The 14,077-nt window shown below is 43.9% G+C and carries 13 protein-coding genes; 10 read left to right on the top strand and 3 right to left on the bottom strand.

Annotated features, from left to right (window positions below; all coding sequences use genetic code 11):
• The first annotated feature begins 79 nt into the window (after window positions 1–79).
• The 10 genes from GGU45_RS09910 to GGU45_RS09865 all read left to right on the top strand — a co-directional run bounded on the left by GGU45_RS09910 (window position 80) and on the right by GGU45_RS09865 (window position 8,197).
• Window positions 80–2,044: a menaquinone biosynthesis decarboxylase gene (locus tag GGU45_RS09910; protein WP_435224278.1), complete on the top strand. Its 1,965-nt coding sequence runs from the start codon at window positions 80–82 to the stop codon at window positions 2,042–2,044.
• A 1,276-nt stretch (window positions 2,045–3,320) separates the two neighbouring features.
• Window positions 3,321–3,569, top strand: a complete 249-nt coding sequence (locus tag GGU45_RS09905; protein ID WP_435224276.1) for a type II toxin-antitoxin system ParD family antitoxin — start codon at window positions 3,321–3,323, stop codon at window positions 3,567–3,569.
• Window positions 3,566–3,862: a type II toxin-antitoxin system RelE/ParE family toxin gene (locus tag GGU45_RS09900; RefSeq protein ID WP_435224274.1), complete on the top strand. Its 297-nt coding sequence runs from the start codon at window positions 3,566–3,568 to the stop codon at window positions 3,860–3,862. Before GGU45_RS09905 ends, GGU45_RS09900 begins: the two co-directional genes overlap by 4 nt.
• Before the next feature lie 362 nt (window positions 3,863–4,224).
• A complete protein-coding gene (locus tag GGU45_RS09895; RefSeq protein ID WP_435224272.1) occupies window positions 4,225–4,458 on the top strand; it encodes a thioredoxin domain-containing protein in 234 nt (77 codons plus the stop codon).
• 165 nt (window positions 4,459–4,623) lie between these two features.
• Complete coding sequence (locus GGU45_RS09890) at window positions 4,624–5,235, top strand: MarR family winged helix-turn-helix transcriptional regulator (protein ID WP_435224270.1); 612 nt, start codon at window positions 4,624–4,626, stop codon at window positions 5,233–5,235.
• A gap of 250 nt (window positions 5,236–5,485) precedes the next feature.
• On the top strand, window positions 5,486–6,397 hold the full coding sequence (locus GGU45_RS09885) for a hypothetical protein (protein WP_435224267.1): 912 nt from the start codon (window positions 5,486–5,488) through the stop codon (window positions 6,395–6,397).
• A gap of 125 nt (window positions 6,398–6,522) precedes the next feature.
• Complete coding sequence (locus GGU45_RS09880) at window positions 6,523–6,843, top strand: ArsR/SmtB family transcription factor (RefSeq protein ID WP_435224265.1); 321 nt, start codon at window positions 6,523–6,525, stop codon at window positions 6,841–6,843.
• 2 nt (window positions 6,844–6,845) lie between these two features.
• Complete coding sequence (locus tag GGU45_RS09875; RefSeq protein WP_435224263.1) at window positions 6,846–7,310, top strand: SRPBCC family protein; 465 nt, start codon at window positions 6,846–6,848, stop codon at window positions 7,308–7,310.
• Window positions 7,311–7,316: 6 nt separating this feature from the next.
• Window positions 7,317–7,712 carry a DoxX family protein gene (locus tag GGU45_RS09870; RefSeq protein ID WP_435224261.1) on the top strand — a complete coding sequence of 132 codons (396 nt, stop codon included), beginning with the start codon at window positions 7,317–7,319 and terminating at the stop codon, window positions 7,710–7,712.
• 14 nt (window positions 7,713–7,726) lie between these two features.
• Entirely contained in the window at window positions 7,727–8,197 is a 471-nt protein-coding gene (locus tag GGU45_RS09865; protein ID WP_435224259.1) for a DUF8821 family protein, read from the top strand.
• 53 nt (window positions 8,198–8,250) lie between these two features.
• On the opposite strand, the gene GGU45_RS09860 is transcribed toward GGU45_RS09865, so the two are convergent.
• The 3 genes from GGU45_RS09860 to mgtE all read right to left on the bottom strand — a co-directional run bounded on the left by GGU45_RS09860 (window position 8,251) and on the right by mgtE (window position 13,960).
• Window positions 8,251–10,458 (bottom strand): DUF4954 family protein, encoded by a 2,208-nt coding sequence (locus GGU45_RS09860; protein WP_435224257.1) that lies wholly within the window; start codon window positions 10,456–10,458, stop codon window positions 8,251–8,253.
• 187 nt (window positions 10,459–10,645) lie between these two features.
• The gene (gene glmS, locus GGU45_RS09855; protein ID WP_435224255.1) at window positions 10,646–12,484 is read right to left on the bottom strand and encodes a glutamine--fructose-6-phosphate transaminase (isomerizing); all 1,839 of its coding nucleotides are present in this window, start codon (window positions 12,482–12,484) and stop codon (window positions 10,646–10,648) included.
• 81 nt (window positions 12,485–12,565) lie between these two features.
• Window positions 12,566–13,960, bottom strand: coding sequence for a magnesium transporter (gene mgtE, locus GGU45_RS09850; RefSeq protein WP_435224253.1), 1,395 nt, complete (start codon window positions 13,958–13,960; stop codon window positions 12,566–12,568).
• Between the last annotated feature and the right edge of the window lie 117 nt (window positions 13,961–14,077).

Raw genomic sequence — 14,077 nt, 5'->3', positions numbered from 1 at the left:
GGTTTGGTGCTAATTTTAAATATGAACCATTGACTATTGACTATTGACCATTCACTCATTTCCACATTTTCAAATTAATATGGCATATAAAAATCAACAGGAATTTATTGACGCAATTGAAAAAGCGGGAGAGCTGGTACGGATAAAAGAATACGTAAACCCAAAGCTGGAAATGGCGGAGATCACCGACCGCATGAGTAAAGAACCGGGTGGGGGAAAGGCTATTTTGTTTGAAAACACGGGTTATGATTTTCCGGTGCTGATGAACGCATACGGAAGCGAAAAACGGATGTGCCTGGCATTGGGTGTCAGCGAGCTGGACGATGTAGCCCGGGATATCGAAAACCTGTTCAAATTATTGTCGGCCCCCAAAGAGGGGATTATTGAAAAGCTGAAGCTGCTGCCCCGGCTTGGCGAATTTGCCTCCTGGATGCCGAAGGTCAAAAAGGGCAGGGGCGTCTGCCAGGAAGTAGTGTATATGGAAAAATCACTTTCTCAGGGAGGAGAATGGGGCGGGCCTCCGGATATTACAAAACTGCCGGTGATCACCTGCTGGCCGCAGGATGGCGGACCGTTTATTACCCTGCCCATTATTAATACAAAGGATCCCAACAATCATATCCGGAATGTGGGCATGTATCGCATGCAGGTATTTGGCCCGCAACTTACTGCCATGCATTGGCATAAGCACAAAGTATCGGCCAAACATTTTAACGAGTATAAGAAACTGAATAAAAAAATGCCCGTAGCCGTTGCACTGGGGGGCGATCCGGTATACGCCTATGCTGCCACGGCGCCATTGCCGGAAAATGTGGATGAATATATGCTGGCTGGCTTCCTGCGTAAGAAGAAAGTAGAGCTGGTTAAATGCATCAGTCAACCGGAAATAGAAGTGCCGGCCGATGCGGATTTTGTGATTGAAGGCTATGTGGATCCTAATGATGAAATGCTTTGGGAAGGCCCTTTTGGCGATCATACCGGTTATTATTCGCTGCCGGACTGGTACCCTAAATTTCATATCACCGCAATTACGCATAAGAAGAACCCGGTGTATCCCGCAACGATTGTGGGTATTCCGCCGCAGGAAGACGCATGGCTGGGCAAAGCCACGGAACGTATTTTTCTGGCGCCCATCAAAATGACCCTGGTACCGGAGATAGAGGATATGGAAATGCCGGTGGAAGGTGTTTTTCATAACCTGGTTATTACAAAGATCCACAAAGATTATGCAGGTCAGGGGCAAAAGGTGATGAATGCCATGTGGGGCGCCGGGCAAATGATGTTTAACAAGATCCTGGTACTGGTTTCGCAAACCGCAGATGGCAGCCCCATGAAGTTGAGCAATTATAAGGCCTGTGCCCGGGAGGTATTTAGGAACCTGAACCCTGCAACGGATGTGTCCTTCAGTCAGGGACCCATGGATGTGCTGGATCATAGTTGCAGCAAAATGGGCTTTGGCGGAAAGATGTGCATTGATGGTACGCTAAAGTTTGAGGAAGAAACGGCGGATGATTACCAGCCATTAACCCCGGAAACGGAGGTGGATTTTGCGGCCCTGCTTACCGGCCGTTTTCAGGAGATCTCTGGTGTGAATGATAGATTGCTGAAGGAGCAGATCCCCTGCCTGATCGTTTCTGTAAAAAAGAATCGTAAAGGGCATATAAAAGAGCTGCACCGGGCAATAGCTGCGCTGCCGGGCATGGAGCTGATCAAAATGATTCTGTATGTTGAGCATACGGTCAATGCATCGGACCTGGCGCTGGCGCTCTGGCGTTTTTGTAATAACCTGGATCCTGTGCGGGATCACCTGCTGGCGCCTACTGTAAAGGAAGGGTATCATTGTATGGGGCTGGATGGCACCATTAAAACAAAAGCATTTGATAATTTTCAGCGGGACTGGCCCAATATCATTGTTGCCGATGATGCAACGATTAAATCCGTGGATGAAAAATGGAATTTGCTGGAGATTGGCCCGTTCATTGCCTCGCCTTCTCTCAGATATAAGGACCAGATGTACGGGGAGGAAGCGGTGGCGCGGGTTTAAGGTTTCAGGTTTGACGTTTAATGTTTGACGTTGGCTCTGTTTTCATTCCTGAATTCAGATTACCTAAGGAGCGGTGTTCATTAAGGAGACTGATGGATCAATGTCGTTTCCTTAGCACTTGGATGGAGTGCCTGTAACATATCCCCGCTGGTGGGGGGAAGAGCTTGTTATTTCAACAATCAGCCACTAACGCAAGGGGGTGGATAATAAGCGGCGGATTTTTGTCCACCCCCCTTCAGATGCCGGCCGGCCCTTGTTATTCTTTTCTGTCCTCCGCCAACGGGGAATATTGTAGCTCTTTCTATTTCGTGTTATTTCAATGATATTCGCTATTAAACGGATGCACATCCGACGATGGCAAAGCATCAGGCATTTTATTATTTTCGGGAGATGTGTCCACACGATAGAATGCATGGGACACCGACTTTTATCCCGCTTTGCGCATGCACGCCAGGTTAAGAACAGGTCTGTTACCATGAAATGTAAAGGGTAAGCCTTTCACGCCAAAAAATCCCATCTTTTAATAGCAAACAGGCGCAGCGCGCCGCCGACCCTTATAACTATGAGCGCCCAAAACCTCCTATAGCCGCAGCGCGGCGGTCATTTCGTACGCCGGGCTTATACCAACTGCAATAATTACCGGTGCGCTGCACCTTTATTGCCCGTATTGTTGCTTACTAACAGGATCAGCGCTGCGCTGCAGCTCCCCGGGGGCAAAATCAACTTGACGCGCATGATGCGCCAAACCCAATACTCTTCCCGGTTTTACGTCTTCGGGGCTCAACATCTGGGCTACATTTTATTCCGATGGCGATATTTTTAGGAATAAAGCAATATTATATTTGTGCGGTAATAATGATTTTGACTGGAAGCATTTTCATTTTAATAAATACATCAAGCAATAATCCCGTACTACAAAGAATTCAAGCCGTAATTTGTGGGTTTTCTTTATGGTTAACTGTCTTTACGTCAATAGCAGATATTGAAAAAATACTAAAAAATAACAACTACAGCTAACAGTGGCAAAATACGGGAATAAGAGCAAAAGATTGAGGCAATGTACCGATGGTGCCCATCACAAATCAAGCTGTTTTCGACTTTTATCCCCGAGAACTTTATGCCAGCAGACATTTTTTTTGAATATCCTATTTATGACTGGCAGACACAATCTTGTATGTGTAGGGCATAAAGCCCTGCTCGTTGTACGCTACCATTCAACACACCTCAAATTTGGAAATTATACCAATACTTGGTATTCTTGATAAAACATACGACAATGGCAAAAAACACTTCAATTTTATTAGGCGACTATTTTGAAAATTTTATTAGTTCACAAATTCAAAGCGGACGTTTTTCTTCAGCCAGTGAAGTTGTTAGGACTGCTTTACGACTTTTTGAACAAGAAGAAAATAAAAGAAATGAATTGATTAAAGAACCCAAAAAAGGAGAAAAGTCGGGCTTTGTTCAGAAATTTGACCGTAAGAAATTCGTTACAAATCTTCACGGCAAATATTTACCTAAATGAGTTATAAAATTAGTGTTAAAGCATCGGAGGATATTGAAAATATTTGGCTATACACTTTTGAAAACGGGTCTCTTGAACAAGCCGACAGATATGTCAATCTCCTCATTGACGAGATTGAATATTTGGCCAACAATCCAAATTCAGGAATAGATTTTAATCATATCAGGAAAAATTATCGCTGCTCAAAAGTAAAGTCCCATTTGATTTTTTATAAACTTACCGAAAAGCAGGACATTGAAATTATTAGGGTTTTACACCAAAGAATGGAAATCGAAAACCGATTACAAGAATAAGTAAGGCGGCCTACAACATTGGCATTCCCAATAGTTGGGCTTGACATTGGAGCAATCAGCAACGGTAATTCTATTGTACTGTATTTGAGGCCCGTGCTTCGGCTGAAAGTTAGTGCATATAATCCGCCACTTCACAAAGCCCTGGCCCGTTATTGACGACCCCAACCGACCACCGTGCGGACATCAACTGACTGACAAAACTAAAGACCAAACTCACTCACCACCCCGGCAATTTTTTTTGAACAAGTCCTGAAAGAAAGACTTGTCTAAAAGATTTTTTTGTCTTTTTTATATTAAGTTAGGATAACTAACTATATTTATATCGGCAATAATGTCATATAACAATTAAACAATTTAAAGAAATGACAAAATCAGTTTTTTATCACGCAGGTTGTCCTGTTTGCGTAAGTGCAGAACAAGACATCATTAATCTTATCGGTGCGGACAATGTGGAGGTAGTTCACATTGGAGAAATGCGAAACAGAATTGACGAAGCAGAAAAAGCAGGTGTAAAATCTGTTCCCGCTTTGGTTACACCAAGCGGAAATGTGTTGCACATCAACTTTGGCGCTTCTATGGCTGACGTAAAAGGGTGAAAAATTTGCCCCGCATTGTTAGGACAACTACCTTTGTGGGGCATTTTTATCATTGCAAACAATTAAAACGAAATCGTCAATCTTATTTTTTGAAATAAAATTACATTGGGAAGATGAAGTCAGACAAAAAGATTATTTCGTTTATGAAGTGGGAAATTGTAAATAATGGATAAATCAGATTTTGACTTAGCTCATCAAAACCGAAGCACCGAAAGTAAAATTGTGGCTTCGCTTGAACGGATTGCGCAGGCTTTCCGGGTATTGCTTTGGCAGGAAAGCAAGGAGTTTTCTTTAAGTCCTATTCAGGTTCAGGTATTGATTTTTTTGCTTCATCACAGCGAGGAAAAAAGAAAGGTAAGCTATTTGGCAGACGAGTTTAATATGACCAAAGCTACAATTAGCGACACGATTAAAACATTGGAAAGAAAAAATCTGATAAGCAAAGAATATGAGCAACACGACACAAGAAGCTATATGATTAACCTGACTAAAAAGGGCAATGACATAGCGAATAAAACATCTTTTTTTACCAAAGAAATCCACAGGCCTATTGATAAATTACATCAGGGCGATAAAGAAAATTTGCTTTTGAGTTTACTCAATATTATTCGGCACCTAAACAGGTCGGAAGTAATTACCATTCAAAGAATGTGTATGTCGTGTGTTTATTATCAATCATCAGACAAAGGGCAAAAGCATTTTTGTAAATTGCTTAATCAAAATTTACATACCGCTGATTTGCGAATTGATTGTCCCGAACACGAATTGAAAGTATGAATGAAGTTTTACACAGCCTTTCTTTGATTAAAGAACGGGTAAATAATACTTGCAAAATCTATCACCCAACACACGGTCCGTTGAACCAACATTGCTTACTGTAATGAGTGCTCCCGTGTCGAGATAAAAAAAACCATATCTTTACGACTGATAAAAACTTAAACCAGGAGAAAAATAGAAGCGGTTTTTTATTTGATACTTTGCCAACACCCGGCTCGTTGGTAGCAATTTTAAAACGACACATCAAAACATGCAATTCAGAATTTTATTAACCTTACTCCTGATCGGCAACTTGTCTTTCGGACAGACAGATAAACATATCAAAGTTTCAGGAACAAAATGTAGTATTATTCCACCAGGCGGATTTGTTGCGGCTAAGGCTTTTAGTGGCTTTCAAAGTTCTGAAACCGGTGCTTCCATTATGATTAATGAACTTCCTGCGCCTTATCAGCAACTTGTTGACGGATTTACTGCAGAAGCGTTAAAGATACGTGGAATGACGCTTATCAGCAAACAAACTATTGACTTAAACAACTCCAAAGCTGCTTTAGTTAAAGTGTCGCAACCAGCTAACGGCAGCACCTATTTGAAACAAATCTTAATCTTTGGTGACTCAAAGGGAACCGTTTTGGTTAACGGGATTTATCCGGAGAATTCAAAAGTTATTGAACCCCAAATTAGAGTGGCTTTACTTTCCACAGTCTATAACAAATCCCAAAATGAGAAACCTCTAAAGGCTGCACCGTTTGCAATTGACACCAAGGACACGGATTTTAAACTAATTAAGTATATGTCTGGCAGTTTGCTTTATTCAACTGATGGGAAAATTCCCACAGAAAAGCCGACTTTGATTGTGGGTAACGCAATTGCAAATGTTTCAATACAAAACCAAAGGAGATATTCAGAAGAACGACTTAAAAAACTCCCGGGAGGAGAACAAAACAATATTAGGGAAATCAAAGAAATTACTGTTGACAATTTAAAAGGTTATGAAATTGTAGCTGACGGAAAAACAAAAGACAGCAAAGCTGAATTGGTATATCAAGTAATGTTATTTAACGAAAGTGGCGATTACTATATTATTGTTGGACAAACAGCGGAGGAGTTTGATAAATATTTGGAGAGCTTTAAGAAAGTGACAAAAACCTTCAGGCGTAAGTGACAAAACTGCGCACCAATAACTACAAAACCCTGCAATATTTCCCCGAACATTTACTGAACAAAAAAATGAAAAAAATTTGTGTAGTTAAATAACTACGTTTATATTTGTAGTCAAATGACTTCATAATGAAAACGAGAAGAGACGTATTCCAGGCAATAGCTGACCCGACAAGGAGGGCCATTTTATTGTTGATTGCTTCGCAAGCGATGACAGCCGGCGCTATCGCCTCGAACTTTGACACTGCACGACCAACTGTTTCAAAGCATTTACAAATACTGACAGCGTGTGAATTACTTAGACAAGAACAAAGCGGAAGGGAAATTTACTATCACTTAAATCCTCAAAAAATGAAAGAAGTAGCCTACTTTTTAGAACCATTCCGTAAAATGTGGGATGATCGATTTGACAAATTAGAATCTGTAATGAAAAAATTTAAAGCAAAATAAAAATGGAACAAAAAACAAAGATCAATGCCGAGGAAGGCAAGCAGGAATTAACCATAACAAGGGAATTCGATTTACCTGTGGAACTTCTTTTTAAAGCCTATCAGGAACCTGAACTTGTTGAACAATGGATGGGAACAAAGGTGATAAAACTTGAAAGTAAAAATCATGGAAGTTACCGGTTTGAAACTTCATATAATGGCAACGTTGTATTTAAGGCAAATGGAACCATTCACGAATTTGTTCCTAACCAAAAAATCATTAGAACATTTGAAATGGAAAATGCACCTATTGGTGTTCAACTTGAATTTTTGGAATTTGAAAAGATCACCGACAGTGCAAGCAAACTGACTATTCAAATAATTTATAAATCGGAGCGGCACAGGGCAGAACAACTAAAACTACCTTTTGCTACCGGGCTAAATATGGCACACGACAGACTGCAGGAAATAATAGCCAATATAAAATAATGTAAAATGACAAAAAGAAACAAAATAATTTATTGGATAGCAACCATTTGGTTGTGTTTGGGTATGGTATCTACTGCCGTTATACAGCTATTCAGAATACCGGCTGGTGGACCGGGTACCGAAGAAAACCTAATACATTTAGGGTATCCGGCTTACATTCTTACCCTACTTGGAATATGGAAAATACTGGGTGTTATTGCCTTTCTCATTCCAAAATTTCCATTAGTGAAAGAATGGGCTTATGCAGGAATCTTCTTCACCGTAACCGGAGCATTGTATTCCCACATTGCATCGGGCGATACTTTTAAATTGATGATTCCTTCTTTACTGTATCTTGTTCTGATTGCTATTTCCTGGTATTTCCGGCCTTCAGACAGAAAGACTATCCCTGATAACAAATAAATAATAATAACAATATGGCTATGATAATAGATTTTAAAAACGTGACTACAACAGGCTTGGAACCCTCTCCTGTTGCAGAGGCCCTTGCCGGTTTGCGTGCAAACGAAGCTCGATATTTTTCGAATAAATACAACACTGAATTTACTGTTACACCAGCTGGTGAAAGCATGGATACCATCGCTTGGGTTCATAAAATATTAAAGGAAGAACGAGGAATTGTAATAGAGTCGAAACCCCTGGAAACAGCAATATTGCTGGTTGAAAATATAAAATGGGTGTTCGTTTTTTACAAAAACGGCCTTGGAATTAATGTTTTATACCCACTTGATAATCCGAAAAAAAGAGCTGTAGGATTTAAACTATCTGAAGGAATGGAGATTCCAAAATCGTTAGAAAAATTTAAGTTTGCCAGACAAAAATCTAAATTGGCGGGAACTATTCGTGGTTCATTCTTTGTCATAAAAGGGGAATATGAAGGACAATAAAAGCAATCAATCAATCATGGTTATACCAGGTCGCAAACAATGCTGATTGCATTTCACTCTTTTAACAAGCCGATTAGTGCCCGGGTTTCGGTTTCAAAGGCTTCCGCTTCTTTTAATTGCTCATTGATAAACGGGTTGTCTTTTAGCCTGCCTACAACAGCTTCCATCTCGGCTGTAGAATCATAAACCATTTTCCGGAAAGGATTGTCATAGTCCTTGGCTTTGGAAGCATAAACGGATTGCGCCATCCATTGTTTCATATCAACGGCATTAAGCAGCAGCTCCCGGAGTAATGGGAGGGTTACCGTATCTGGCTGAAAATTTGCGGTTTCCATCAGTGCTGCCAGACCATGCTGTAGTTTTTGATCCGGGTACAACAGTGCTTGCTGTTCATAAAATGCATGCACCTGCTGCCATCCCTGCTCCAGCTTTCGGCTTTTGATGTCCCGGATCAATGCATTGATATTTTCTTCCGGGATCAGCTGCCCGCCTGCATTTAACCAGTTTGATCTGCTTCCGGCCTCCGCAAAAAGCCGGCCCAGGGAATGGATGCTTTTGTCGTTGCTCTTTTGCAGGTACCCGATCAGCAGCCGGGTGCCATAATAGGCAATCATTTTTTTGTAAAGGAGATAGCCTTCCTGCACTTTGATAAGGTGCACAGGGCGACCCGAATTTTCGAGGCCCGTTGCCTGTATTTCCAGCTGCTTTAAAACCGGTGCATCACTTTCCAGGAGCTCTTTCCCTTTTTGTTCATACTCCTTACTGCCGCCAATGAGCTGGTGCTTTTGATAAAAGGCCTGCCCGGTAAACCGGCACAGTAGCTGCTGGGCCACAAACATTTCGTTGACCGTATCCGGTGCCAGGAAATCATATTCCAGCAACTGCGCTTTTTCCCTGCGCCGGTCCCGGTCGGCAAACTTGCGCTCGTTCCGCAGGATTGCGTACATATTGTATTGAAACCAGTAGCCCGGCATAACCAGGAGGCGGTCGTTGTGCACATCATTGCTTACCAGGCAAAACGGCATGGGTATATTGAGCTCGGCAGGATAATCGCCCTTGGCGATCATGGTAAAGGAGGCAAATTTGGAATTGTGTTTAAGACTTACACAGAGTCCCGGCCAAAAACCGCGTCCGGCCTGGAGCTCCCCGTCTGCAGCTCTTGAATTGTGATTGGAGCCGATAGTAGCGCCTGCGGCAATATTGCTTTGTCCCATTACCAGGGAAGCGCATAAAAATGAATTATTGTGGTGCTGTTCATGCGCCGGAAACAGCAGGGTGTTCAGTACCTCGCAACAGGAGATGGTGGCGTTTTCGCCCAGGTAAGAGTTGATGAGCCGGGCTCCGTATTTTAATTGTGAGAAGGGCGCCAGGATAAAACGCACGGCTTTTACGCCATAAAACGCACGGCTGCCCGCGCCCATAATACCGTTTACCATTTCGCAGCCCTCGCCGATCTGTGATTTGGCGTTTTCATTGGAGTTAATGGTAAGGTTCTTTAATTTATTGGCGCCCTTGATATACGCATCGCTGCCTATTTTTACATCTTTTATGATATGGGTATTTTTAATAACGGTTCTTTTGCCAACGGTTCCATAGGTTCCCCTGAATGTGCCAAACTGCCGGTCGGTAAATGCTTTAAAGGCCTCCTGTAGTGACTCACTGGCCCGGTATTTTGACCACAGCCAGGCATCACCGGGCAGCATCCCGTCAAAAGGAATCACTTTGCGGCCGGCATTTTCGTTGCAGATCTCCAGCCATATCCGTACGTCCTCCGGCTCTCCGTCTTTAACAATGCCGTTACCGAATTTGCTGTGGGAGGTACAGGACATTTCGTTAACATTGATCAGGATGGCCTCGTCTTCGATAATATAGTGACTCAGTAGGCGCACATTATTAATGGCTACATTGTTTCCGATATCACAGCTTACGATCAGGCTGCGGTAAAGGCCTACAGGAGTGCGCAGCTGGCTGAACTCTAAAAAATAAGGTTCCAGCCGGCCAATGCGCACCAACCCAAAAAAAGTGCATTCTTCAATAAGCAGGATATCGATCCCATCCCTGACGAGCACCTGCGACCAATTGTCGGACCGGTTGCCGTTCGATTTGAGAATGGCAATTTCCTGTTTGGTGAGCTGCCGGTAATCGGTAGCAGGGTTCTGCTGAAAACGGATATAAAATTCATCCTTGCCCTCCGGTAAAAATTCAGTAGGAATAAAATTATAACCCAGATTTTCTACCGGGTGCTTTTTGATCTGGTTCATTTTAGATGTTGGATATTAGACTTTAGAGGCTAGATGTTAGACATTAGAAGGGATGGAATATGATCTGTTCCAGGTTTCATGTTTAAAGTTTCAGTTGCGTCTCCGGCAGCAATATCCAGGATTGAAAGTCAGACATCAAGCATCAAACGGAATCCAACCTGAAACATTGAACCTGAAACAAAAAAAATCATTCAACGGTGACGCTCTTCGCCAGGTTTCGCGGCTGGTCTACATTACAATCCCTGGCAACGCCCATATAATAGGAGAGGAGCTGGAGCGGAACCACGGCGAGCATGGGGGCTACGATCTCATCTGCCTCGGGAATACTGATAAAATCATCACAAAGGGCGCTGGCGGTTTCATCGCCTTCGGTAGTGATGCCGATCACTTTTCCTTTCCGGGCTTTAATCTCCTGCATATTGCTGATGATCTTTTCATGGAAGGCATCCCTGCTGGCAATGAAGACCACCGGAAGCGCATCGTCAACGAGGGCAATGGGGCCATGTTTCATTTCTGCAGCGGGGTAGCCTTCGGCGTGGATATAGGAGATCTCTTTTAATTTTAGAGCGCCCTCCAGTGCAACGGGGAAATTATAACCCCGGCCCAGGTAAAGAAAATCGCGGGCGTCTTTATATTTTGCTGCTATTGTCTTTATTTTTTCGTGATGATTCAGGATCCACGCTACTTTTTCGGGTATGGCATCCAGCTCCAGCAATAGTTTTTTATACCGGTTTTCGTCAATGCTGCCCTTGATATAGGCGATCTTGAGGGCCATCATGGTGAGTACCACCAGTTGGGCCGTAAAAGCCTTGGTTGAAGCTACGCCAATCTCCGGGCCGGCATGCGTATAGGCTCCGCCATGGCTGATTCTGGCAATGGAAGAACCCACCACGTTTACCACACCCAGGATGATGGCGCCCTTCTCCTTTGCCTTTTCAATGGCCACCAGGGTGTCTGCTGTTTCGCCGCTCTGGCTCACAGCCAGGATCACATCCCCTTTATTGATAACGGGGTTCCGGTAACGGAATTCGGAGGCATATTCTACCTCTACATTAATGCGGCAGAGCTCCTCAAAAATGTATTCGGCTACCAGGCCCGCATGCCAGCTGGTGCCACAGGCAATGATGATGATCCGGTTGGCATTAATGATCTGTTCCGCATATTGCTGAATACCGGCCATAGTGATGGTTCCGCTCGCGGAATGAAGTCGTCCGCGCATGCAATCGAAAATGGTCTGGGGCTGTTCAAAGATTTCTTTTAGCATAAAATGATCAAATCCCCCTTTTTCAATTGCGGCCAGCTCCAGGTCCAGTTTTTGAACATAGGGCGTAATGCTTTCATTACCCAGGTTTTTGAGGATAAGCTGGTCGGGTTTTACAATGGCCAGCTCATAATCATTGATATAAACCACCTCCCTGGTATATTCCAGCATGGGGGAGGCATCGGATCCCAGGAAGTGCTCATTCCTGCCAACCCCGATCACCAGCGGGCTTCCTTTTCGTGCCGCAATAATAGTGTCTGGGTTATCGGCTTCAATAAGCAGAATTACATAGGCGCCGGTGACCCGTTTAAGCGCAACGCGCACGGCCTCTTCAAGCGAGCAGTCGTTCTGCTGCCGGATCTCATCAATAAAATAGAGCAGGACCTCGGTATCGGTATCGCTCGAAAACGTGTAGCCTTTTTTTATAAGCTCGTTTTTCAGTTGGGCATAATTTTCAATGATGCCATTGTGGATCATGGCAATAGCGCCGCTTTTAGTGAGGTGCGGATGCGCATTCCTGTCGCTGGGTTCCCCATGGGTAGCCCAACGTGTATGCCCGATGCCGGTTGTACCCACTACATTTTTGGTTCCGATGGCCGCTTCAAGGTCTGCTACCTTTCCCTTTTTCTTGTAGATCCTGAGTTGATCTTTATCTAATAATGCTACTCCTGCACTATCGTAGCCCCGGTATTCAAGTCGCTTTAGCCCTTTGATGATAATGGGGTAAGCCTCCCGGGTACCGGTATAACCAACAATTCCGCACATGATATTGAGTGTTTTTGTTTAAGAAAGCGAAAATAAACAAAAATATGCGCAATCGATTGCGCAGGTTTATTAAAATATTGTTTAAAGAAGTGTGCCCTTTAATACCAGATAGGCTACTGAGAAGTAAATGATAATGCCGGTTACGTCTACCAGCGTGGCCACAAAGGGCGCGGAGGAAGTGGCAGGGTCCAGCTTCAGTCGTTTTAAAACAATGGGGAGCATAGAACCGATCAGGCTTCCCCACAGAACAATGCCGATAAGGGTAAAAAAAATGGTGATCCCCACAAGCAGCCAGTGCGGACCGTAGTCATAAAGGTGCAATTGCTGCCACATCATGATCCGCAGCAGTCCGATGGTGCCAAGCGTGAGGCCCAGCATCGCCCCGGAAAACAGCTCGCGGCGCATAACCCTCCACCAGTCGGCAATGGTTACCTCGCCCAGGGTCATAGCCTGTATAATAAGGGTGGAGGCCTGGGAGCCGCTGTTACCGCCGCTGCTCATGATCAGCGGAACAAAAAGGGCCAGCAGGGTTGCTTTTTCGATCTCCACTTCGAAGAACTGCATGGCAGTAGCGGTGAGCATTTCGCTGAGAAAGAGGATGATGAGCCAGCCCACGCGTTTCTTATACAGTTTAAAAATGGCAATATCCAGGTAGGGTTCTTCAAATGCCTGGGTACCCCCCATTTTCTGCATATCCTCACTGTACTCTTCTGTAGCCACCCACAGTACGTCATCGATGGTTACGATGCCCAGCAGTTTATTGCTCTGGCTGACAACCGGCAGCGCGATCCGGTTGTTCATTTTGAAGATCTCGCTGGCCGTTTCCTGGTCATCGTAGGCATTTAAGGAAATGACCCGGCGTTCGTCCATCAACTCAGATACCAGGGTATCGGAAGGGTTTAAAATAAATTCGCCGATGCGGATATCGTCCAGCAGTTCGCCCTTATGATTGATAACGTAGATGACATTGATGGCATCGCTGTTTTTGCCATACTTGCGGATAATATCAAAAACTTCGGCAATGGTATTATAAGGGTATACATAGACATAGTCGGGGTTCATCAAACGCCCGATGCTGTTTTCCGGGTATCCCAGCAGGGAAAGGGTGATCTTCCGCTCCTGGGGGTCCAGTAATTTGATCAGCTCCCGGACCCCGTTGGAGGGCAGTTCCTCCAGGAAATCGGTACGGTCATCCGCGGGCAGATCGTTTAACAGCTCTGCTGCCTTGTTGGGCGGCAGTTTATGAATGATGTCTTTCTGATTGCTTGTTTCCAATAGTTTAAAAACGCTGGCAGCCCGGTGTACCGACATGTTTGCAATGATCTGACTGTCGTACTCCGTCATTTCGTAGATGAGATCCACTACATCGGTAATATTCCGGGCATCCAAAAATTTTTTGATTTCCAGCTTGTCTTCCGATGCAATGACTTCTTTAAAAGACTCTACCAATGTTTTATCTTCTTCTTCAAAAGACATGCGTCAAACGTACATAAAATTTTTCATTCCTTATTCAACCGGTTAAACGAAAAGTTTCAAAACGCCCTGTTTCTTTTAATGCCTGTAGCCGGCGGTTTTTTGGAAGAAATGCGGGAA

The organism is Niabella hirudinis (assembly GCF_051201075.1).
GTDB classification, from domain to species: domain Bacteria; phylum Bacteroidota; class Bacteroidia; order Chitinophagales; family Chitinophagaceae; genus Niabella; species Niabella hirudinis.
This window is presented reverse-complemented; position numbering and strand designations above follow the sequence as displayed.